Genomic DNA, 22,748 nt, shown 5'->3' with positions numbered 1-22,748 from the left:
TTATAGCCCTGCAAGGTTCTGCAACTGGAGGATCGGAAGCAGGATGGCGAGGATGATGAGTGCGACGCACGACCCCATAACGACAATTATGACAGGTTCGAGAAGGGCCATGGACGCGGCGGTGAAACGGTCGAACTCGCGTTCGAGATAGTCGGCGGCGCGCTCGAGCATCTGCTCGACCCGCCCGGCGCTTTCGCCGCTCGCGGTCATATAGACGAGCAAGGGCGGAAAGACTCCGGCGTCGCGGAGCGCGGCCGACAGGCTGCCGCCCGCGCGCACCTGATCGACGATGCTGGCAGTGGCGCCGGCGAGCGCGGCGTTGCGGATCGTCGGCACGGTGAGCCTGAGCCCCTCGACCAGCGGCAGGCGACTCGACACCATCGTCGACAGCGTGCGCGCGAAGCGCGCGGCGTAAAGATCGCGCAGCAGTCGCCCGAACAGCGGCAGCCCCAGCAACCGCGCGTCGACCGCGGCCTTGAACGCCGGGCGGCGCATCGCGCTGACCCAGCCGAAGGTGGCGACGGCGATCAGCAGCGCGATGAGCCACCACCAGCTCGCGGCGAAGCTCGAGATGGCGATGACCGCGCGGGTCAGGAAGGGAAGCTGCTGCCCGACGTCGTTGAACTGTTCGACGACGCGCGGCACGACGAAGATCATCAGCGCGGCGACGACGCCGATCGCTACCACCGCGAGCACGACCGGATAGGCGAGCGCGGCTATCAACTTGCCGCGCACCTCGGCCTGGCGTTCGAGCAGGTCGGCAAGCCGCGCGAGGATCGTCGTCAGGCTGCCCGTCGTCTCCCCCGCCGCGACCATCGCACGATAGAGCGGCGGAAAGCTGCCCGGCTGGCGGGCCATCGCGTCGGCAAGACGGCGCCCTTCGAGCAGGCCGGCATGGACGTCGCCGATCACCGCACGCGCGCTTTCGGCCTCGCTCTGCCGCGTCAGCGTGCGCAGCGCCTCTTCGAGCGGCGCGACCTCGACAAGCGTGGCGAGCTGGCGCGTGAACAGCGCGAGCTCCTTGGAAGAAAGCTTGCCCCGGCGAAAGGCGAGCAACGAGCGGCCGGTTGTCGGCTTCGTCCCCGCCTCCTCGACCGCGACGATATGGAACTTGCGGCGGACCAGGTCGGCGCGGGCGGCATCGTCGTTCGCGGCGGCCAGCCGCCCCTTGCGCTCGCGGCCCTGGCTGTCGATCGCAACATAGCGATAATCAGGCATCGACATCCTCGCGCCGCGCGATGCGGATCGCCTCCTCGGGCGTGGTAAGCCCCTTGGCGACCATCGCGCGCGCCGCCGACGCCAGCGTCGGGGCCTTCAGGAAGGCGTGCTTTGCGATCATCGATTCATCACCGCCGGCATAGATATAGCGGCGCACGGTCTCGTCGACCTTGATTGCTTCGAACACTCCGATCCGGCCCTTGAAGCCCGTGTGGCCGCACTGGTCGCAGCCCTTCGGGCGCCAGATCACCGTGCCGATGTCGAGCCCGAGCATCGCCGCGACGCTGTTGTCGGCCTGCACCGGCTCGCGGCAATGGTCGCACAGCTTGCGGACAAGCCGCTGCGCCAAGACCGCGCGCAGGGTCGAGGCGAGCAGGAAGGGCTCGACCTTCAGGTCTTTCAGGCGCGTGATCGCACCGACCGCATCGTTGGTGTGGACCGTCGAGAGCACGAGGTGACCCGTAAGCGACGCCTGCACCGCGATATCGGCGGTCTCGCGGTCGCGGATTTCGCCGACCATCACGACGTCGGGGTCCTGGCGCAGGATCGCGCGCAGCCCCGCCGCGAAGTCGAGCCCGACCTTCGCATTCACCTGCGTCTGGCCGATGCCGTCGACGGCATATTCGACCGGATCCTCGACCGTCAGGATGTTGCGCTGGCCGTCATTGAGCTGCTTCAGCGCCGCATAGAGCGTCGTCGTCTTGCCCGAACCCGTCGGGCCGGTGACGAGGATGATCCCGTTGGGTTCGGCCAGCGCCTCGCGCAAAATCCGGTCCGCCTCGCCCGACAGTCCCAGAACGTCGAAGTCGATCCCTGCCGTGTCCTTGTCGAGGATACGCATCACGACGCGCTCGCCGGCCCGGCTCGGCAGGGTCGAGACGCGAACGTCGACCGCCTTGCCCGCCAGCGTCAGCGCGATGCGCCCGTCCTGCGGCACGCGGCGCTCGGCGATGTCGAGGCGCGCCATGACCTTGATGCGGCTGACGACGACGGGGGCGACGTGCGGCGGCATCCGCAGATGCTCGCGCAGCACGCCGTCGGTGCGCATCCGCACGACGAGCCCGCTTTCATAGGGTTCGATATGGATGTCGCTGACGCCCTGCCGCACCGCTTCGGCGATGATCGCGTTGATCAGCCGGATCGCCGGGGCGTCGTCGGCGCTGTCGAGCAGATCCTCGGCGCTCGGAATGCCGAGTTCGAGGTCGCTGCCATCGAGCGTCCCCGCCATCGCCGCTGCGGAGGCGTCGACCGCATAATGGTCCGAAAGCAGCCGGTCGAAATCCGCCGCGTTCGCGGTCGCAACCCGGATCGGCTGCGCGAGAAAGCGTTTGACCTCGATCAGCACCGCGGGGTCGCTGCCTTCGCGCAGCGTAGCGAGCCAGCGCCCGCCCTCTTCCTGCGCGATCACGACGCCGTGGTTTCGCGCGAAGCCATAGGGAATATCAACCGGCGCCGGGGAAGGCGCCACCGGTTCGATGTCGCTCACGGATAGTCTCCGGCGGGAGGGGCGGGCGCCTGCGAAATCGAGGGCGGCACGCCGGTGCTGATCACCTTGCCGTCGGGACCGCGCAGTTCCTGCAGGTTGACGGGACCGACCGTGACGTCGGTCGGGGTCGCCGCGCTCGGAACCGGCGGCACCGTGCCCAGATAATCGCGCACCAGCGTATCGATCGCGGGCTCCTCGCCCGGATTCCGCTGGAGCTGGAAGTCGCGGATATAGCCATAGCGGCGCGCGGTCAGCGCGGCATTATCCTCGCGATTGCGCAGCACCGTCGGACGGATGAACACCATCAGGTTCGTCTTCGACCGGCTCCGGCTGCGCGATTTGAACAGTTCGCCGAGCAGCGGGATGTCGCTCAAAAGCGGGATGCGCTCGATCGTCTTGCGCTCGTCGTCGTTGAGCAGGCCACCGATCGCCAGGATCTCGCCGTCGTCGACGGTCAGCACGGTTTCGAACGAGCGCTTGTTGAGGATCAGGTCGCTGTTGCGCGACGAGACCGGTCCCGCCACGCTCGACACTTCCTGACGGAGGAAGAGCTTGACCTCGCCGGCGCCATTGACTTGCGGCGTGACCTCCAGCTTGATGCCGACCTCTTCGCGCTGGACGGTGCGGAAGGCGTTGTCGAAATTGTCGCTGAGCGCTTCGCCCGTCGTGATCGGCACTTCCTGCCCAACGAGGAATTTCGCGGCCTGATTGTCGAGCGTGACGATATGCGGCGTTGCAAGCAGGTTCGAAGTCGTGTCGGACTTCACTGCGTTGATGATCGCGCCGAAGATCGTGTTCTTGCCGATATCGCCCGCGAACCCCGCGAAGCCGCCGGTCGCCGAAAGCAAGGAAGCTGCAGCAGCTTCCTGCAGGCTGCTGCCGAGCGCGCTCGACGTCTGCGTGACGACCGTGGTGCCGTCGACCGTCGTCTTGTCCTCGGTGAGCTTGGTCGCAGCGTAAGCGCCGCCAAGCGTGAAGATATTCGGCTGCGCATTGCTGTAGTTCGTCGCGACGAACGGGATATTCTTGCCGCCGAGCAGGAACTGGACGCCGAGGCGCTTCGCGGCGTCGTCGCCGATCTCGACGACGATCGCCTCGACGAGAACCTGCTCGCGGCGGCTGTCGAGCTGGCGGATCAGCTCGCCGAGCATCCGCTGCACCTCGCTGTTCGCCGCGACGATGATCGCGTTGGCGCCCTCATAGCGCGTGACGATCGCAGGGCCGCGCGTCGCGATGCTGCCGCCCGAGCCGCTGACCGAGGTCGGGGTGCTGGTGGTGGCAGCCACAGGCGCCGGCGTGCTGCCGCCCGTGGTCGTCGACGAGGAGGAGGATGCCGGGGGCAAGCCGGCCTTCTGCGCGGGGTCGCTGCCGCCCCCCACGAGCTGTTGCAACGTCGGCAGCAAGGTCTCGGCATTGGCATGTTCGAGCCAATAGACGCGCAGCTCGGTGCCGCCCGCCGCCTTCGCGTCGAGGTCGTGCGCCATCGAGACGAAACGCGCGACGAGCGCCTGGTCGCCGCGCAGCGCGATCGCGTTGCTGCTGTCGACCGGCACGATCGCGATCGGCGCCTTCGCCCCCTCGCCCGCCGCGGGGACGAGCGCGGTGAGCGCGGCGGCGATCTCGCGCGCGCCGGCGTTTTTCAGCGTCACGATCTGGCTGGTCGAGCTGTCGCGGTCGATGCTCGCCGCGAGCGCGCGAATGCGGCGGATATTGTCCGCGAAGTCCGCCACCACGAGACTGTTCGCGTTGCGGTTCGCGGTGAGCGACCCTTGCGGGCTGACGAGCGGGCGCAGCGTTTCGACCGCCGCGACGGCGTCGATATGCTTCAGGCGGATGATCTCGGTCACGAACTGGTTCTGCGCCGCGCCGCTGCTGCCGATGCGGCCCGGCTGCGCTGCGGCGCCGTCGATCGGCTGGACACGGTAGCTGCCGTTCGGACCCGGCACCGCGACAAGCCCGTTCGAGCGCAAGGTGGCAAGGAAAATCTCGAAATATTCGCTGCGCGACAGCGGCCGGTCGGTGACGACCGAGACCTTGCCGTTGACGCGGCCGTCGATCACGAACGTGCGCCCGGTGATCCGCGCCGCGTCCTGGATGAAGGCGCGGATATCGGCGTCGCGCACGTTCAGCGTATATTGCGCGAACGCGGGGGCTGGCGCAGCGGAAACGAGCGCGGCGGCAAGCATCAGTGACAGTTTGAGGCGCATGATATCCGTTATTTCGAGAGGATGAGAGCGATGGGGACGACGCTGGCGCCGCGTTCGACCTCGACCGAGATCCGCGCGCCGGGCGAAAGCTGGTTCGCGAGCGAGGCGGCGTCGCTGGCCGAACCGATCGGGCGGCCGCCGACCGAGCGGATGACGTCGCCGGGGCGCAGGCCAGCGGCGCGGAAGACGGCGCCGTCGCCCTGCGGCTGGACGAGCAGGCCGGTGACCTTGCCATTCTCGGCCCGCGGCGCGAAGGCAACCCCCGCCTTCAGGGCGTCGGGCGAAATCTCGCCGCTCGGCGAGACGCCGTTCGCGCCCGCCGACCCGGGCTCGGGCGTCGGCGCCGGAAGCGCCGCGCCCGGGGTTGCGACCGGCGCCGCGGCGCTCTGGTCGAGGAACAGGCTTTCGCGCGCCCCGCCGCGGTCGAGCAGCACATGGTCGAAGGCGACGCCGACAAGCTTCAGCCCCGGCGCGATCTCGTCGCCGACGGCATAGCTGGTCTGGATTCCGTCCTCGCCCGCGATGATCGCCGAACCGCCGCCGGTAGCCTCGTTGATGTTGACCCCGAACAGGGTCAGCCCTGCCGAGGTGACGGTGGCGCTCGCGGGCCCCTGCACGGCGTTACGGAAGAAAGGATCGAAGCCGGCGAAGAGCGCGCGGCGTTCGGCGGGCGATGCGATCACCGCGGTCTGCGGCTGCCATGCGCCGAGCGGCGACAGCGGCACGACGAGCGTCCACAGCAATCGGACGCTCTGCCAGACGAGCAGCGCGCCGAGCAGTCCGATGACGAGCAGCGGGAGGATCGCGCGCGGCGACCGCTTGCCGGCGCGGAGCCAGGCGGGCAGCACGCGCGGCAACCGAACGGCCGATCCGGACATCAGCGTTGCCATGAACTTGTCCCTGTCCCCCAGACTGAAAAACGGTCTCGCGAATCGCCTAGGGACGATCGGTGACAATCAGTTGACAGGAAGATTACAGTTTTTTGTCAGCCGGGCGAGTCCGCCCTGCACGGCTTGCCTCGGGCGTGACCCCGGCCACAGCCGGGATCACGCACGGGGATTTCTTCAGAATTTCAGCGACCCGCCAAGCGAGAAGGTCGTGCCGGTCTTGTACAGGTTGTAGTAGATGGTGTTGTCACCATTCTGCTGCAGTTCCTTGTACTTGGTTCCGAAAATATTGCGCGCCTCGAACTTGATCTCCAGCTCCTTGCCGAACAGCGGGAAGCCCTGCCGCGCGACGAAATCGACCTGGATGCCGGGCTTTTCGAAGATATCGGGCTGACCCGACGGGCCACGCCGCGTGATGCGGTCCGACGCGTAGGAGATCAGGATCGTCTGCTGCGACAGCTTTTCGGTATCCTCGAGGCCGAATTCGACGTTCACCAGATGGTCCGACTGGCCGGTCAGCGGCGCCCCGTCGCGGAAGAACTGGCTGGCCAGGGTTGCGCCGGTGAAGGGGAAGGCCTTGACCGGATCGTCGGCGCCGACCTTCAGCTTCGAATTCGACCAGGTATAGTTGCCGATGAACACACCGCGGCGCGTCGCGAAAAAGCCGTCGCCCCAGCCGCTGAGATCGAAATGTTTCTGCACTTCGAACTCGGCGCCATAGAGCGTCGCTTCGGGCGCGTTGGCAAAGCGCGTCGTCACGCTGTTGCCGTCGAAGCTGGCATAGGTTTCGATCGGATTCTTGATCTTCTTCCAAAAGCCGCCGATCGACACGCGCTGTTCGGGCGCGAAATACCATTCGAGGCGGCCTTCGGCATTGTAGAGCTGGCTGTCGACAAGCTGCGGGTTGCCCTGGAAGCTCCGGTTGGTGTCCGGGTCATAATAGGACTGGAACACAAGTTCGCGGAACTGCGGCCGCGCGATCGTCTTCGAGGCGCTGAGGCGAACCTGCATCTGCGGCTGGATTTCGTAGGTGATCGTCGCGGCGGGAAGCAGGTAATTGCGATTGAGGTTGGTGTCGGGCGGCAGCGTCGGGTTGACGGTATAGACCTGCACCGCGCTCACGCGCTCGACCGCGGTTTCGTAGCGCGCGCCGATGTTGACGTTCAGCCCGTCGAGAAGGTCGGCCTGAATCTGGAAATAGGCCGCATGGTTGCGCAGGATCGCGCGGAACGTCGGGTTCGAACCCGTGCTGTCGACCAGGCTGATCCCCGTCGGGCTCGGGTTGGCCGGGCAATTGGGGTCGGTCGGCGGATTGAGCGGCGGGAAACAGATCACCGCCTGCGACAGCAGCAGGTCGGGACGCAGCAGCGACACGGCCAGCGGGATATCGTTGTTGCCCTGGAACAGGAAGTCGCGGCGTTCGGTGACGCGGTTCGTGTCGCTATAGGCATAGCCATAGACCGCCTTGATGCCCGGCGCGATCTCGTAGGTGAAGTCGATCCCCGCCGAATAGAGGTTTTCGTTGAGGTCCGAAAAGGCGATCGATGCGCTGCCCGGACGCTGGCCGGTGTTCAGCGTGTTGGTGAAGAACTGGCCAAAGGGATCGGTCGCGCTGTTCGACCGGCTATAGAGGAAGCTCAGCTCGAACGGTGCTTCGCGCTGCGAATTGGCATAGCTCGCGCGGACGTCGATATCGAGGTCGTCGAACGGCTGGAATTCGCCGACGAACTGGGTGTCGATCAACTGGCGCGCATACCAGGCGGTGTCCTGGTACTGGAAGCTGACGCCAGGGTTGGAGTCGGCGGTCAACGGGCGATCCTCGGCGCCTAGACGCGCTTGCTTGATCGTGTCGCGAATATAAAGGCTGGTCCAGCGAACCTTGTTTTCGCCGAATTCGGCGCTGAGGCCCAGCAGGCCGTTCACGACGACGCGGTTGTCGGTGATCACGCGATTGATATTGGTGTTGAGCGACGACAGGTCGAGCGCGTTCGCGGTCTGCTGCGTCACGTCGCGCGTGCGCCACTTGCTGGTATAGCCCGCTGTCGCGATCAGGCCGATCTCGGTGCCGCCGATCGTCCACGACTTGCCGCCGGTGATGTTCGCGCCCCAGTTGACGGGCATGTCGTTGTTCGTCTGGACGAGCGCATTGCGCGCGGTCACGAACTGGCCGGCGATCGCCTGCTGGTTCACGCTGGGATCGTTGATGCGAAGGCCCGAGGCGCGCCACGCGCGATAGGCCGACGGCAGGTTGCGGCCGCCATCGCCGAAGCCGGTCCAGTCGCTGCCGGTGCCGTAATAGGTGTAGCCGAGCTGGCCGGTGGTTTCCGAATTGCCGCCGATGCTGCCACCGATCGTCAGGAAGGGATCGCGGGGGACTGCCTTGGTCGTGAGGTTGATCACGCCGCCGCCGAACTCGCCGGGGAAATTCGCCGAATAGCTTTTCTGCACCAGCGACGAGGCAATGATGCCGCTCGGGAAGATATCGAGCGGCACGACGCGCTTCAGCGGCTCGGGGCTCGGCAACGGCGAACCGTTGAGCAGCGCGAGCGAATAGCGGTCGCCAAGGCCGCGGACATAGACGAAGCCGTTGCCGACGACGCTGAGGCCGGTGACGCGCCCCAGCGCGCCGGCAATATTGCCCTCGCCCGTCCGCGCGATATCGGCGGCGCCGAGTACCGAGACGACCTGCGGCGCGGTGCGCTCGATATTGGCGTTGCGGCGGCCGGTGACGACGATCTCGGCCCCCGGGATCGACACGTCGGTTTCGTCTTGGGCGGCCTCTTCGGCGGCCACGTCGGCCGGCGTTTCGGCGGCGGGGTCGGCCGGATCGACCGGCGTTTCGGCGGCGGGGTCGGCCGCGGGCGGCGCGGGGGTTTCCGTGCCCGGCTCGGACTGCGCCATGGCCGTGGCGGGCGCGACGAGCGCCGTGGAAATCAACAACAGGCTGGCGAGCGGGAGCGGCTTGGACATGGCGATCACCCCTTGGGATCCTTAAAAATCTGGAAGATATGCGAGAGGGAGCGGCGCGCGCCGCTCCCTCCCGGTCGAAGCCAAAAGCCTCAGAAGGTCGGCAGCGAGGTGCACAGACCGGTGTTGCCCGTACCGAAGTTGGCGGTGGCGCTGTTGCAGGTCCAACCCTGGAACCACGTGTCGGTCGCATCCTTGACCGCGCCGATATAGGTCGTCTGGTCGAAGAAGCCGGCGCGGGTCAGTTCGATCGAGTTGAACGTCTGGCCGTTGAGCGTCGAGACGTTGAACGGCGTCACGGCCGTTTCGGTCGCGCCGTTGATGTAGAGGCTGGTCAGCGTCGGCGTATAGGCGTCATTGTTGCCGTTCGTACCCGTGCCGAAGATGGCCGCCGTCGCACCGGCGGTGATGCCGCTGTCGATATATTTCGTCGACGAACACTGCATCAGCACCGAACGGAAGATCGGGGCGCCGAACTCGTCGATCGCCGCGTCCTGGGTACCCGAGGCAGTCTGCGTGCGGCTGATGCGCAGGCAGGGGTTGTTCGGGCTGACCAGCACAGAGTTGTACACGCCATAGTCGGTGCCGCCGCGCAGCAGCATCGACGCCTGGTCCGCCGAGGCGTTCTGCGAATTCTGGTAGAAGACGAAGTTCGCGACGCGGGTGTTCTGGCGCGGCGTGTTGCCGTCGAACGCATTGTCGGTGTCGGCCTCGATCATCGCGTCGCCGACGTTCGGACGCTGCACGATGATGCCGTACTGGAAGTTCGCCTTCGCGCCGACGTCGGTGTCGAGGTTATCGTCCTCGGCGCCGATACCGATCAAATGCTTCACATGGGCGTGCCCGCCGAAGACTTCGAGCGCGTCGTCCGAGCTGTTGTACGACATGATATGGTCGATCTGCGTCGCCGAACCGATCGCCTGCAGCGTCAGCGACTGGAGTTCGCTGTTGCCCGACAGGATATAGCCCGAGAAGCGGATCTGGACATAGCTCATCCGGCCGCTGTTGTCGTTGTTGAGCACGCCGCCATAGAGCGCGGGGTCGACCGCGCCTTCGGTCTGGCGTTCGCAGGCGTTGGTGCCCGGCGTCGCGGTGCCCGATGCGCAGTCGGTGATCTGCGAGCGGCCGCTCAGCACCACACCGCCCCACTGGCCCGACGAATTCTCGGTGTTCAGGCCCTGGATATTGTCACGGCTGGTGAAGATGATCGGGCGCGTGGGCGTGCCGACGGCCGAGATGCGGTTGCCGCGGTTGACGTTCAGCCACGACGGACCCGATTCGCCGTAAAGGATGACACCCGGTTCGATCGTCAGCACGACGTCGGCCGGATCGGACGTTTCTTCGGTCGGCCCCTGGTCCGAACCGACATCGACGCGGCCGTTGATGCGATAGACCAAGCCGGCGATCTTGGGCAGCGTGGTGCTGCCGGTGATGACGGACGGCAGGGTGCAGACGCGGAAGCTGCCGATCGACGGATTGTTGATCGTGCCGCTGTCGGTCAGCGAACCACCGCTGATCGTCGGACAGCCCGCAGCCGGAGTCACCGACGGCGGGGTCGGGGTCGGGTTGATAATGATCGTGCCACCTTCACCCGGCGACGCGATGTCGTCGGCGCCGCACGCGGCAAGGGTGGAACAGGCCACGCTGGTGAGCATGATCAAACGAACGCGTGCGAAAGCCGCCATGAAATTCTCCGTTCCCGGTGTGCGCCGCGTTGGGCGCTGTGATAAACCACCGGCGAACGAAGGATGAGCACCACCTTGCCCCCGGTGCCGCCGCCACTAGGGTGATTCGATGACGGTCTGACGCCAGAGCGATGACAGTTGGATGACTCTTTGGAGTCCATTTGGTGACACCCGCCGAAGCCGCGGACTTCTGGCTTCGCACCTGCAAAAAAATAAAAGCGCCCCAGCTCGCTTGCATCGCCCGAAAAGCTTTGCTAGGCGCCCGCTCCTACCTGGTGCCGGACGCGATCCGGACCATCATGATGTGCGGTCGTGGCGGAACTGGTAGACGCGCAACGTTGAGGTCGTTGTGGCCGAAAGGCCGTGGAAGTTCGAGTCTTCTCGACCGCACCATCATCGCCAGAATATGGCGTATTTTCAAAGTCTTAGGTCGATTTTTGCAATTTGCAGTCCACCTTACGGTCCACCTTGTGAATGCAGTCCAGCATCGACCTTCCGGCGTCAGCGCGATGTCGCCAGGATATCTCATTCAAATTGTTGTTATTTTTGAACGCATCGCAAACAAATATGGCAGCAACTGGCCGACAGCGGTCAGGCAGCTAATGGAGAGGAGTTTCAGTTAGCGGTCGTTAAACCGTGGCGCCTAATGTTCAGTCCCTTGGCTCTCAAGCCCTTGCACCTGCCTACGCGCGATGGCCACCAAATCTCGAAAGGCCAACTGCTGCGTCGTTACTCCGGCTACTGCTGTCCGAGTGGCCGGATCGTAAAGTGCATAAGTTCCCCAAAACCCGCTGTGCCAGTAGAATGTTCGGCCATTGAATTGTTCGGCGAACATTCCCAGCCGGTAGCGATCAGAGTCTTTATGTGATCCCTGCCGCAGCATCTCATCGAGGGTACCGGGTTGAGCAAATATCTTGCCCTCGAAGAGCGCCTTCCAGAATATCGCCATGTCGCGCGCCGACATTAGCAAGCCCCCACCTCCAAAGAGATCGACGGAGGCGTGAACGTTCGTTACCTCACGATTCCCGATCCACTGACGGGTCCTAGGAACGACGCCGGCGGGCGGCTCTTCCAGAATTTCCCACCATGTGTCGAGCACCCCGATGCGAGAAAAGCCAAGCTCCTCACGAACTGCCGAAGCCAGCGATTTGCCGGTAATGCGTTCGATGATATTGCCGAGCAGGATATAGCCATCGTCCGAATAACTGAACTCCATTCCGGGTACGCTCCGCGGATCACCATATTCGGTCATTAGCCCTAAGAGGTCAGACGGAGTCCAAACGCGTCCGGGATCGGCCATAAAGGTTTCGGCAAATCGCGGGTCACTGGCGTGATCGAAAAGTCCAGCGCTGTGACTCAATAATTGACGTACTGTAATTCGATCGGGGTCGTAGCCAACTGTGACGACGATATGGGCCGCAGGGCGCGACTGATCGCCCGCGGCAGGCTGTTTGGTGCAAGGCCAGCGGTGCGTTCACTCCCGCCCGTCATTTCAGCCTGATTTTTCGCGTGCCGGCTCAGGCGGCGACGGGGATATTCTGCGCACATCTCATCAAATCTCCCACCCGTCTACCAAGACCGTTGATAAAATCCCGATTAGAAACAATATAAATTACCCAATATATTTATCATGATATGAAAAAATAAATCGAATCTTGAAACCATAATTTCAGGAAACGGGGGAAATAGGGGAACTATAAAAAATACTGAGCGTTGTTTAATTGCGAGCGGCATCTTGTCAGCTCCAGGAGCCCCCAAATGTACAGGTTTATTCTCGCGGCGAATATCGCCGCCATCGCCCTTGTTCCGTCCATCGCCGGCGCACGAACGCAGTCGCAGGCGACCTGCGAAGAACAGCGCTCGACGCGCGTCGTCGCCACCATCGGTGGAGCGGCGGCCGGCGGCGTGCTCGGCAATGTCGTCGCCGGTCGTGGCGACAAGACGGTCGGAACCGTGGTCGGCGCCGCCGCAGGAGCCGTTCTCGCCAACCAGATCGCCAAACCGACGCGCGATTGCCGCGATGCCTTTGGCTATTACGACAATGAAAATCGCTGGCACGCCACCGGGGTGAACTCCTCCGATGCCCGCGGCTATTATAATCGTGACGGGATATGGGTCGATGGTCCGCCCAACGGTCGATATGGCAGCGATGGCCGCTGGGTCACTTACGCGGCGTCCAGTCGCGGAGAAGGCGACTATCGACCGGGCGGCGAATGGGTGCCCGCATCAGCGAACGGTTATTACGACCGCGACGACCCAGGCAAGATTCTTTGACTTCGAACTGGGCATCCGTCTTCTCCTCGACCCAAGTTCGAAAGCTCGCCCGGAATCCATGCGGCCGGGTTTCGAGACCGGCGCGTTTCATCAACGTCGCCATTGCGGCGTCCGAAATTGGCTGGCCGCAGTATGCTGGAAACAGAAAGTTCGTGCCTGATGCTGCAACGCGATTTCGCACAATCTCCTGCGCTTCGGCAACGAGTGGAATTCAGCGGCCAATGCCCGTTTTCGTGCGCTCGTCCGGTAGGGTCCAAATTTCCTCTTAGAATTCTGGGAAAGCCGAGAGGCGGACCTCGGTAGTACGGGACACCGTCAGGATCAGAAGGCGAAGCGCGCTTGCTGACACCGTCGTTTGTCCCTTCAACCATTTATAAAAGGAGGGCACCTCAGCATCGGGCATGGAAGGAATATGGGTCGTGGTTCGCCGCTGCTTGCCAAGGAGCGCCTTGGCCTTCATCGTAGCCTGAAGGTCGACCGACAGCCCGAGCGTGGCTGGGTGCCGCAGCGCGATTTGGATGCGGTTGAGTGCCTTTTCAGCAGACTCCGCTTTCTCATGCCAAATCGGCGCCAGCGTCTGTTTCAGTACATGCTGATCTACCTCCTCGATGGGATATTGGCCAATCTTGGGAATCACGTGGACGAGAAGCGGGCTCATCCACCTACCGTTTTTGCCTTCCCCCTTCAGTTCGGCTTTCCTGGCCTCGAAGCAGTCGTCAATTACCTCCCTGGCCGTCAGCGGCTTGGCTACGCACTTTAGCTTAGCTCTTTCGAAGACCGGGTCTTTCCCCTCGCGAAAGGTTCGCCGAGCAGCCTCTGCTTTTTCCCGCGCCTCAGCTATGGATACATCCGGCCATCGCCCAAGCCCCATTTCACGGCGGCGGCCATTTATGGTGAGGCATAAAAACCACTTACCCGTTCCCTGTGTTCGCTTCACAAACCACAACCCTTGGCCGTCGGCATGCTTGCCAGGCGGGAGCGAAACCGAACTCGATTTCGAAAGGGCGTTTATGCGCAAACGGGTCCACCTTCTAGTCCACCTCAACGCATAAGATTGGATGAGACGGAGTGATATTGGATGAGGTAAGCATATCAAAATATGAGAGTAAATTCGATGATCGGTGAGGTGCGCTGCGCTGCGCTGGGATCTTAATTTTTCCCTCTCGACCGCACCAAACAGTCCTGCGGGACTTCGAAAAAAGCAGCAGTGATCCAGGATCGCCCCGCAAGGGCGCGCCTTGCCGAGGCTAAACGCCGGTCTCCGCGATCGACGTGAAGCATGATCTTTGGGTGTCGCTCCGGCGGCTTTTCTAACGGCCATTCGGGCGGGGCGGCGATCGCGGACAAAAAAAGCGCCGGCCGGAATGGAACCGGCGGGCGCCAGATGAAGATTTCCGTCCTCGAACGAGGAAGAACTCTTCTGGGTCGCAAGGCGCAATTACACCCCGCGACCGGGTCGCGATTGGACGAAAGCGCCAAATCGTCCCCTGATATCACACTCTTGCTAGAGAGTTTTGGCAGCGCCGCAACGGCGGGCCGGGGGCCGCTTATGCCGAGAACAGCTCGGCGCGCGTGAAATCGACCGATCCCGCCTCGCTGCCCATACGCAGCCTGCCAAGCCGCCGGTTCCAATAGCTTTCCGACCCGTCGGCCAGCCGCCACGCGTGCAGGCGGCGGGTGAAGAGCTGGAGGTCGTATTCCTCGCTGATTCCGATCGCGCCATGAACGGCGTGCGCGCTCGCCGCGATCCGCGCCGCCGCCTTGCTGGCGACCGACTTCGCCGTGGCGGCGGCCGCGAGCGCCGGCGGGAAGGCGCCCGCGCAGCCGAGCTGCGACGCGATGCGCGCGGCAACCGCGTCCTCGGCCATGACCGCCATCGTCTGCTGCAGCGCCTGCTGGCGCCCGATCGGCTTGCCGAACTGGATGCGCTCGTTCGCATAGGCTGCGGTCATTTCGACGAGCCGGTCGGCCGCCCCCGCGATCAAGGCGGCGCGCAGCACCGCTGCCACCGCGCGCAGTCCGGTTTCGGGCGCGGCGGAGGCGTCGGCGTCCGGCAAAGCGTCCCAGCGCATCACCGCCGAGAGGTCGCCGGTCACGCCGGTTGCTTCGGGGTCGCCCGAGGCAACCGCGACCAGATGCAGCCTCCCCTCGCTCTCGACCAGAACATGGTGCGCGACCCGCCCGAACGGCACGACGGTGCGCCGATCCGGGCCGGCAACGGCGAGCGCGACCGGTCCGTCGGGGATCGGCCGTCCGGCCGCGGCGAGCAGCGCGCGCGCGATCATTGTCTCGCCGACCGGCAGCGGCACGGCGCGCCGCCCGAGTTCCTGCCACAGCGCATTGGCGACCGCGAGCGGCAGGCCGGCGCCGCCCGCATCCTCGCCGACCAGCGCGTCGAGAAAGCCCGATGCCGCAACCTCGGCCCACATCGCATCGGCGCTGCCGCCATGCTCGACGGCGCGCACCGCGGCGGGCGCCGCGATCGTATCGAGCATCCGCGCGAAGGGTTCGATCAGATCCGCAGCGTCCATCAGCGTAATCCCATGCCGCGCGCGACGATGCCGCGCAGGATTTCCCGCGTCCCGCCGCGCAGCGAAAAGCTGGGCGCGAGGTGGGTGACGTAGAGTAGCGTCCGGTAGAGCTCGGCATCGACCGCCTCGTCCGGCCACGCGGCAAGATCGGCGCCGATCGCCACCGGCAGCTCCTGTTCGAAACTGGTGCCCAGGTCCTTCACCAGCGATGCCTCGACGACCGGGCTCTCCCCCGCGGCGAGGCGCGCGGTGCAGGCGATCGACATCGCGCGCAGCACGCCAAGCCGCGCGGTGAAATCGCCGACCAGATCGAGCGTCGCGGTGTCGTCGCGCCCGGCGCCACGCAGGTGGCGGATCCACGCATCGAGCAGCACGACGCTCGAATAGATGCGCTCGGGCCCGCTGCGTTCGAACGCCAACTCGGCGGTCACCTGCTTCCAGCCCTCGCCCTCATGGCCGATCAGCGCCTCGGCGGGAAGGTCGACATCCTCGAAGAACACCTCGGCAAAATGCGCGTCGCCGGCCAGATCGACGATCGGCCGCACCGTGACGCCCGGCGCCTTCAGGTCGATGATCAGCTGCGACAGGCCCGCGTGCCGATCCTCGCTGCTGCCCGAGGTGCGGAGCAGCGCGATCATATAGTCGCTGTGCATCGCGTTGGTGGTCCATATCTTCTGCCCGTTGACGCGCCAGCCGGTCTCGGTCCGCGCCGCGCGGGTGCGGACGCTGGCGAGGTCCGATCCCGACCCCGGCTCGCTCATTCCGATGCAGAAGAACAGCTCGCCGCGGCAGATGCGCGGGATATAATATTGCCGCTGCTCCTCGGTCCCGAAATTGAGGATCAGCGGCGCGCTCTGCCGGTCGGCGATCCAGTGCGCCGCGACCGGCGCCCCTGCCGACAACAGCTCCTCCACGACCACAAAGCGCGCGAAGGGTCCGCGCTCGTGCCCGCCATAGCGCTTGGGGAGCGTCAGCCCCAGAAAGCCGGCCTCGCCGAGCCGCCGGCTGAACGCGGCATCGAACCCCGCCCACGACCGGGCGCGGCGATCGTCGGGCAGCGCCGCGACCGCCTCGGCGACGAGCGCGCGGATCGCGGGACGGATCGCCTCGTCTTCGGGCGGCAACGCCGCCAGGCTCAATGTGTCGAACAGCGTCCCGCCTCCCGCTTCTCGCCCGCACCTACACGCGGCTGGCGGCACATTGCAGCCGCGCGCATCGGGATCAACCGATTTCCTCCGCCAATCGCTCCCGAAAGCGCGCGAGGCGCGCGGCCGCTTCGTCGAGGACCGCACCCTCCTTGGCGAAACACAGGCGGACGATAGACGTCGGGCCGCCGCCCTCGCACAGCGCCGAAACTGGGATCGACGCCACCCCCGCCTCCCGCACCGCGCGCTCGCTGAACAGGCGGTCGTCGATCGCGAGTCCCGATGCCGCGAGGTCGACGCACAGGAACCATGTCGCCGCGCCGGGCAGGACGGCGAAGCCCGCGCCGGTCAAACCCTGCGCCAAACGTTCGCGGCCCGCGGCCCAGGCAGCACGCTGCGGCGCGAACCAGCCCTCTGGCCGGTCCAGACCCTCGGCGACCGCCCATTGCAACGCCGGCGGCGTCGTGAAGGTCAGGAACTGGTGCGCACGCCCGATCGCGCGCGCCATGCCGGGCGAAGCGCAGAGCCATCCGACCTTCCACCCCGTCAGCCCGAAAATCTTCCCCGCCGACCCGATCTTGACCACACGCGCCGCCATGCCGGGCAGCGAGGCGAGCGACCGGTGCGCGATTCCGTCGAAGCGGACATCCTCCCACACCTCGTCGCAGATCGCGACCAGATCGTGCCGCCGGCACAGGTCGGCGATCATCGCAAGCTTGGCGGCGCTCGCGACCGTGCCCGCCGGGTTGAGCGGATCGTTCAGCACCAGCGCCCGCGTGCGCGGCGTGATCGCGCGCGCCAACGTATCGGCGTCATAGTGCCAGCCGGGCGGGCGAAGATGGACCGACACCGGCGTGCCGCCCGCCCGCCGGATCATCGGCGCATAGCTGTCATAGGCGGGCTGGAACAGGATGACCTCGTCGCCCGGCCCGACCAGCGACAGGAAGGTGGCGGCAAGCGCCTCGGTCGCGCCCGACGTCACGATCACCTGCTCGCTCTCGAGGGCCATTCCCTGCCGCCGCGCATAGAAGCGGCAGATCGCCTCGCGCAGTTCGGGGATCCCCCAGGCCGGGGGATATTGCTGCGACCTTTCGTGCAGCGCGCGCACGGCGGCGTTCAGCATGTCGGGCGACGGCGGCCCGTCGGGAAACCCCTGCCCCAGATTGATCGCGCCGTGCGCGCGGGCGAGCCCCGACATATGCTCGAAGATCGTCGGCGCCATTGCGTCGTAAATCGGGTGAATGGCGGGCATCATGCTCCGGCGCGTCATGGGTGGCGGTTTGCACACGATGTTCGCACCGAGGGACGCTGTAAAGGGGGCAGCCGTGCGTCGCCCTTCGGGCAACCGGGCCGCGGATTCTATGCCCGCTGGACCTCCGGCTGCCGCTGGGCCCCGGCGGGGTCGTAAGCCGCCTTCATCCGGGCGAACATCATCACCTGGCTCGTCATGATGTCGATCTGCACCGCGATACCCTCGTCGGTCAGCAGCCCGTCGGGATCGAACAGCGGCTGGCTGCTGTTCGCGGTGACCGCCATCGGGGTCGGCCAGCCGCGCAGCGCATGGGTGATCGAACGCAAGGTCGCGAGCGTGCTTCCCGCCGCCTGCCAGCCGCCCGCGACCGCGACCAGCCCGACGGCACGGCCATCGAAATAGGGCTGCGCGTCGGAGACGAGATCCTGCGCATAGTCGAGCGCATTCTTGACCACCCCCGACACGGTACCGTGATAGGCGGGCGACGCGACGATGATCCCCTCGGCATCGCGCAGCGCGCCGGTCAGCGCCTCTGCCTTCGCGCACCGCTCGCTATGGTGGGGGGCATAGAGCGGCAGGTCGATCGCTTCGCCCGCGAACAGCATCGTATCGGCACCCCGCGCCTCGCAGCGCGCAAGCGCGTGGCGGAGCAGCCGCTCTGCCGAGCCGCCGGTCGTGGCATTGCCCCCCAGCGCGACGATGCGCGGACGGCGGACGGAAATGGGACGATCGATCATCACGCTCTCCCTTAGTTGAAGGTCACCTGGCTACCGCCGCGCAGGAAGGCGATCGCGTTGCGGCGAAGGTGGTTGGTGCCGGGATTGAGGATCGGCTCGGGCGAATATTGCGCCAGATAGACGCGGCGCATGTTCGGGGTTGAATTCGATCCGGTCGCGTGGAGCGCAAGGCTGGAAAAGGCGACAACGCTGCCCGCAGGGACTTCGAGCGTCACACCCTCATCGTCGCCGGTGTAGCCGACCAGATCGTTGCTCCCCGGCTGACGGACGTGCGGGACGATGCCTTTGCGCGTCTCGGGCGCCTGCGAAAAGGGCATGATGCGCACGGTGCCGTTCGCCACCGTGGTATCGTCGAGCGTGCACCAGCAAGTGAGGTACGGCTTGTGGTCGGCGGGGCCGCCATTGCCGACGACATAGCCCGAATCCTGGTGCCAGCTGAACGGCATGCCTTCGCTGGCGCCCTTCACGACATATTGGTCGTAGAAGAAATAGGCGTCGTCGCCGAGCGTCGCGCGGCAGATGTCGGCCATCGTTTCGCTGAACAGCATCTTCCTGAGGTCGGGCTGCTTGCGCTGGCATTCGCCGGCGAAATAGCGCTTGCCCTTGTGGCTGATACCGTCGACCTCGACCCCCAAAGCGTCGAGCCGGGCGTCCTCGCGCTCGATGACGCGACCGCATTCCTCGCGCAGCAGGTCGAGCAGCGGGCCTTCGAGAATGCGTTCGAACACTGCATAGCCTTCGGTCGCGAACTGTTCGCGCTGAGCCGCGTAATCCATTTCCGTCTCTCCCGGATTTATCCGATAGCGACTCGATACCCCCAAATCGGCCATCGTATCCAATCGAATTGCATCCCTCAGCCATACGTCTATACTATGGCTCATGCGAATGAGGCAGGTCGAGGCGTTTCGCGCCGTGATGATAAGCGGGGGCATCACCGCCGCCGCGACGATGCTGAACATCAGCCAGCCATCGGTGAGCCGGCTGATCGCCGACATGGAGCGGGCCGTGGGGTTCCGGCTCTTCGACCGACGCGGCGCGCGCGTCCATCCGACCGCGCAGGCGCAGGCGCTGTACGAAGCGGTGCGGCGAAGCTACGCGGGGCTCGACCTGCTCGACCAGGCGGCGCGGCGTATCCGCGCGCACCCGGTCGGCACGGTGCGCATCGCGGCGCTGGCCGCCATCGCCATGTCGGTGCTGCCCGCGGTGATCGCGCGCTTTCGCATCCTCTATCCTGAGATCAAGATCACGGTCGAATCGCTGGGCCAGCGCGCGATCGAGGAACGCGTCTTCCTGGGGCAGGCGGACCTTGGCATCGGGGTCGATGCGCCGGGGCGCGAAGGCATCAGGTCGACGCTGCTCGCGCGCGCCGAATATGTCTGCATCCTGCCCGCGAACCACCCGCTTGCGGCGCGGCCGCAACTCGCGGTGGCGGATCTGGCGGGGGAGGAGTTCATCGGCCCGATGCACGAGGCCGACGCGCTGTGGAACGGGATCGACGCTGCGCTCGACCATTCGGGCATCCCGGTGTCGCGGCGGCTGGAGACGCAGCATTCGCAGATATTATATGCCTTCGTCGAGGCGGGGCTCGGCGTGTCGATCGCCGAACCGTTCAGCGCCCCGCTGTTCCACCGGCTGAACGTTGCGGTGCGGCCGATCGCGCCGCCGGTCTATCTCGATTTCGCGCTGCTCGAGCCCGACATCGGGCCAACGCCCGAGATCGTCGCGTGGCTGAATGCCGATGTGGCGCGCGAGACGACAGCGTGCCTCGCGCATGTGCGAAAGGTCGTTTCTTCCAATTAGCGTCCGGTGGTTGGGTGGCTGTCAGATGCCCGGCGCAGTCCGGTCAGGCCGCCATGCGCAGCCGGTTCCGTCCCTCGCGCTTCGCCGTATAGAGTGCCTGGTCGGCGCGGTGGAGCAATTCCTCGGCGTCGAGCTCGCCGTCATAGACCGCCAGCCCGATGCTGACCGTCGCGGGCGGCAGGTCGCCGCCGCCGTCGTCGGCCTCGATCGCCTTGCGCAGCCGTTCGGCGACCAGTTCGGCCGCCTGCGCGCTCGACCGCTGGAGGATGCAGACGAACTCCTCGCCGCCGAAGCGCCCGACCATGTCCTCGTCGCGCAGCGACGCCTTGGCGCGCCGCGCGACGCGGCGGATCACTTCGTCGCCGACCGCGTGGCCGAACTCGTCGTTGATGCGCTTGAAATGGTCGATGTCGAAGATCGCGACCGCCAGCGGCGCGCCATGGTCGCGCGCGCCGACCATCGCCTTTTCGAGGAAGGCCAGCGTGTGGCGCCGGTTCGGCAGGCCGGTCAGCATGTCGGTGTTGGCGACCCGCTCGGCCGCGTTCCGCGCGGCTTCGAGGATGCGGGCATTCTCGACCGTCTCGGTGACGTCCTGCAGCGTTCCGAAGATGCCGACGGGCTTGCCACCGCGTCCCGTCTCGATCAGTCCGTGCGACTTGACGTGCCTGACCTCGCCGTCGGCGCGCCGCAGCCGGCCCTGATATTCGAAGGGCTGACCGCTTTGCACCGCCTCCCGCAATATGCTTTGCGCGATTTCCCGGTCCTCGGGCAGATATTGCTCCATGCTGTATTCGACGTCGACTGGCGTGCCGGGGGCGAGCCCGTGGATGCGATAGGTCTGATCGGACCATTCGATCGCCCAGCGCACCAGGTCGACGCGCCAATGGCCGACGAGCGCCGCGGCTTCGGCCTGCAACAAGGAACGATTGCTCTGTTCGAGCCGCCTCGCCAGCCGCCGCTGGGCGACGAGCAGCGCGGCGAGCGGCAGCGTCGTGAACAGCATCGCGAGCAGGTAGAATTGCAGGAACAGGACGCGCGTCGTCCGATCGGCCTCGATCGCGGCCACCGGTCCCATTCCCTGACCGGTCAACAGCGAGGTAATGATCGTCACGATCAGCATCGCGGTCGCGGCGCCGAACGGGCCGACGCGATAGGCGGCAGCGACCACCGCGATACACGGCAGGAAGGTCGAGGGGAAATGCGCCTGCGAAAAGGCGGTTGCGGTCACCGCGGCGGTGGCGGTCAGGATCAGCACCGCCTCGCCCTTCATCCGCGCCGGGGCGTGCTCCAGCGCCTTCGAGCCGATCAGCCGCGCCAGCGTCACGATCGGCGGCGTCACGATCAGAATGCCGAGCGCGACCGTCGTCAGCCACGACAGGAAGAAGTCGAGGCTGCGCCCGCCCAGACTGGCGCCGACGAGCGCGGTCGCGATCGAGGCGCTGAGTGCGCTTGCCGACAGCGCGGCGATGCAGAAATTGGCGAAGGAGCGCGGGACCATGAACGACAGTTCGCCGGCTTCGCGGCGGCGGATCAGCCACAGCGCGGTACAGGCCTCGCAGCCATTGGCGACGGTGAAGGCGGCCGACAGGGCGAGACTCGATCCGCCGAGCATGTTCGCGGCCAGGCTCGCCACGGCCATGCCGGCCAGCGACGCGAGGCGGGCATGGGCGGGCATCAGCAACAGCAGCGCGAGCAGGTAACCGCTCGGCGGCCAGACCGCGGCGGTGTTGTCGGCCCCCTTGGTGGCATGGAGCGACACGGCGGCCAGCAGGAAATAGCCGAACGCCGTCAGCAGCGCCCATACCGCCACTTCGACTCGGGGAGAGTGCGACCGCGTCATCGGGTTACCCTAGGTCGACGCTGGCAAATAAAGCGCTAAGATTTTCCCCGTTTTGTACCATTTTGCCGCCATACCTCCCCCGGGCAGGCTGGGTCGCGGTGTCAGTCGACCCCGCCAAAGGTCATTCCGACCACCTGCTCGACCATCGCCTCGTCCCATTCGATGCGGCGGTCAAGCACCAGCATCGCAAGGCCGTGGACCAGCGACCAGGCGTGCAGCGCCGCGACATCGACCTTTTCTTCCAGATGGGGCAGCGATTGCTGGACGCCGGCGCGGAGCAGGCCATAGGCGACATCGCCGCCGTCGCTGCCCTTTTCCTGATAGCGTTCGGGCATCTGGCGCGTGAAGCTCAGGCGGAACACCGCAGGCTCGTCGTGCGCGAAGCGGACATAGGCGACGCCGATCGCCAGGAAGCCGGTGCGGCCGCCGCCGGCGCGCAGCCACGCCTGCGCCTGCAGCGCGCCGAGCCGGCGCAGCCCCTCGTCGGCCAGCGCGTCGAGCAGCGCCTCCTTGTCCGGAAAATGGCGGTAAAGCGCGGTCGCGCTGACCCCGACGTCGCGTGCCAGCGCGCGCAGGCTGAGCTCGGCGCCGTCGCCTTCCTCCAGTCGCCTCAGCCCCGCCGCGATCACCGCCGCGCGCAAGTCGCCGTGGTGATAGGCGCCCGCGGTTTTCCCACCGGCATTTTCCATGTTGACACTGTTATCTTGTTCGGTCATGTT

General features: G+C 65.9%; 17 protein-coding genes and 1 tRNA gene. 3 read left to right on the top strand and 15 right to left on the bottom strand.

Going from position 1 to position 22,748, the window contains the following annotated elements; translation table 11 throughout:
* The 6 genes from gspF to ATE64_RS14785 all read right to left on the bottom strand — a co-directional run bounded on the left by gspF (position 1) and on the right by ATE64_RS14785 (position 10,450).
* Entirely contained in the window at positions 1 to 1,218 is a 1,218-nt protein-coding gene (gene gspF, locus ATE64_RS14810; RefSeq protein WP_058457357.1) for a type II secretion system inner membrane protein GspF, read from the bottom strand.
* Positions 1,211 to 2,704: a type II secretion system ATPase GspE gene (gene gspE, locus ATE64_RS14805; protein ID WP_058457327.1), complete on the bottom strand. Its 1,494-nt coding sequence runs from the start codon at positions 2,702 to 2,704 to the stop codon at positions 1,211 to 1,213. The genes gspF and gspE overlap by 8 nt, the downstream gene beginning before the upstream one ends.
* On the bottom strand, positions 2,701 to 4,911 hold the full coding sequence (gene gspD, locus ATE64_RS14800) for a type II secretion system secretin GspD (RefSeq protein WP_058457326.1): 2,211 nt from the start codon (positions 4,909 to 4,911) through the stop codon (positions 2,701 to 2,703). The genes gspE and gspD overlap by 4 nt, the downstream gene beginning before the upstream one ends.
* Before the next feature lie 8 nt (positions 4,912 to 4,919).
* Positions 4,920 to 5,801: a type II secretion system protein N gene (locus ATE64_RS14795; RefSeq protein WP_082657909.1), complete on the bottom strand. Its 882-nt coding sequence runs from the start codon at positions 5,799 to 5,801 to the stop codon at positions 4,920 to 4,922.
* Between the two features lie 174 nt (positions 5,802 to 5,975).
* Positions 5,976 to 8,768: a TonB-dependent receptor gene (locus tag ATE64_RS14790; RefSeq protein ID WP_058457355.1), complete on the bottom strand. Its 2,793-nt coding sequence runs from the start codon at positions 8,766 to 8,768 to the stop codon at positions 5,976 to 5,978.
* Positions 8,769 to 8,857: 89 nt separating this feature from the next.
* Entirely contained in the window at positions 8,858 to 10,450 is a 1,593-nt protein-coding gene (locus ATE64_RS14785; RefSeq protein WP_058801289.1) for a hypothetical protein, read from the bottom strand.
* Between the two features lie 306 nt (positions 10,451 to 10,756).
* On the opposite strand from ATE64_RS14785, the gene ATE64_RS14780 reads away from it, so the two are divergent.
* A tRNA-Leu gene (locus tag ATE64_RS14780) sits at positions 10,757 to 10,843 on the top strand.
* 250 nt (positions 10,844 to 11,093) lie between these two features.
* Here ATE64_RS14780 and ATE64_RS14775 read toward each other — a convergent pair.
* A complete protein-coding gene (locus ATE64_RS14775) occupies positions 11,094 to 11,861 on the bottom strand; it encodes a serine hydrolase domain-containing protein (RefSeq protein WP_082657807.1) in 768 nt (255 codons plus the stop codon).
* Between the two features lie 347 nt (positions 11,862 to 12,208).
* On the opposite strand from ATE64_RS14775, the gene ATE64_RS14770 reads away from it, so the two are divergent.
* The gene (locus ATE64_RS14770) at positions 12,209 to 12,724 is read left to right on the top strand and encodes a glycine zipper 2TM domain-containing protein (RefSeq protein ID WP_058456946.1); all 516 of its coding nucleotides are present in this window, start codon (positions 12,209 to 12,211) and stop codon (positions 12,722 to 12,724) included.
* Between the two features lie 265 nt (positions 12,725 to 12,989).
* Here ATE64_RS14770 and ATE64_RS21225 read toward each other — a convergent pair whose 3' ends face one another.
* The 6 genes from ATE64_RS21225 to ATE64_RS14740 form a co-directional block, all read right to left on the bottom strand.
* Positions 12,990 to 14,045 carry an integrase arm-type DNA-binding domain-containing protein gene (locus ATE64_RS21225; protein WP_082657806.1) on the bottom strand — a complete coding sequence of 352 codons (1,056 nt, stop codon included), beginning with the start codon at positions 14,043 to 14,045 and terminating at the stop codon, positions 12,990 to 12,992.
* Between the two features lie 226 nt (positions 14,046 to 14,271).
* Positions 14,272 to 15,255 (bottom strand): acyl-CoA dehydrogenase family protein, encoded by a 984-nt coding sequence (locus ATE64_RS14760; protein ID WP_058456944.1) that lies wholly within the window; start codon positions 15,253 to 15,255, stop codon positions 14,272 to 14,274.
* Entirely contained in the window at positions 15,255 to 16,454 is a 1,200-nt protein-coding gene (locus ATE64_RS14755) for an acyl-CoA dehydrogenase family protein (RefSeq protein WP_058456956.1), read from the bottom strand. The genes ATE64_RS14760 and ATE64_RS14755 overlap by 1 nt, the downstream gene beginning before the upstream one ends.
* Before the next feature lie 22 nt (positions 16,455 to 16,476).
* Complete coding sequence (locus tag ATE64_RS14750; RefSeq protein ID WP_231729153.1) at positions 16,477 to 17,670, bottom strand: aminotransferase; 1,194 nt, start codon at positions 17,668 to 17,670, stop codon at positions 16,477 to 16,479.
* A gap of 89 nt (positions 17,671 to 17,759) precedes the next feature.
* Positions 17,760 to 18,389 (bottom strand): NAD(P)H-dependent oxidoreductase, encoded by a 630-nt coding sequence (locus ATE64_RS14745; RefSeq protein ID WP_058456943.1) that lies wholly within the window; start codon positions 18,387 to 18,389, stop codon positions 17,760 to 17,762.
* An 11-nt stretch (positions 18,390 to 18,400) separates the two neighbouring features.
* On the bottom strand, positions 18,401 to 19,165 hold the full coding sequence (locus ATE64_RS14740; RefSeq protein ID WP_058456942.1) for a phytanoyl-CoA dioxygenase family protein: 765 nt from the start codon (positions 19,163 to 19,165) through the stop codon (positions 18,401 to 18,403).
* Between the two features lie 109 nt (positions 19,166 to 19,274).
* On the opposite strand from ATE64_RS14740, the gene ATE64_RS14735 reads away from it, so the two are divergent.
* Positions 19,275 to 20,189, top strand: a complete 915-nt coding sequence (locus ATE64_RS14735) for a LysR substrate-binding domain-containing protein (protein ID WP_058456941.1) — start codon at positions 19,275 to 19,277, stop codon at positions 20,187 to 20,189.
* A 43-nt stretch (positions 20,190 to 20,232) separates the two neighbouring features.
* On the opposite strand, the gene ATE64_RS14730 is transcribed toward ATE64_RS14735, so the two are convergent.
* Positions 20,233 to 22,029, bottom strand: a complete 1,797-nt coding sequence (locus tag ATE64_RS14730) for a sensor domain-containing diguanylate cyclase (RefSeq protein WP_058456940.1) — start codon at positions 22,027 to 22,029, stop codon at positions 20,233 to 20,235.
* Between the two features lie 101 nt (positions 22,030 to 22,130).
* Positions 22,131 to 22,745, bottom strand: a complete 615-nt coding sequence (locus ATE64_RS14725; protein WP_058456954.1) for a TetR/AcrR family transcriptional regulator — start codon at positions 22,743 to 22,745, stop codon at positions 22,131 to 22,133.
* Positions 22,746 to 22,748: the final 3 nt, after the last annotated feature.

Origin of the sequence: Sphingopyxis sp. H073, assembly GCF_001468395.1 — a bacterium.
GTDB lineage: Bacteria > Pseudomonadota > Alphaproteobacteria > Sphingomonadales > Sphingomonadaceae > Sphingopyxis.
The sequence above is the reverse complement of the archived record's forward strand: the minus strand, read 5'-3'. Positions and strand labels throughout refer to the sequence as shown.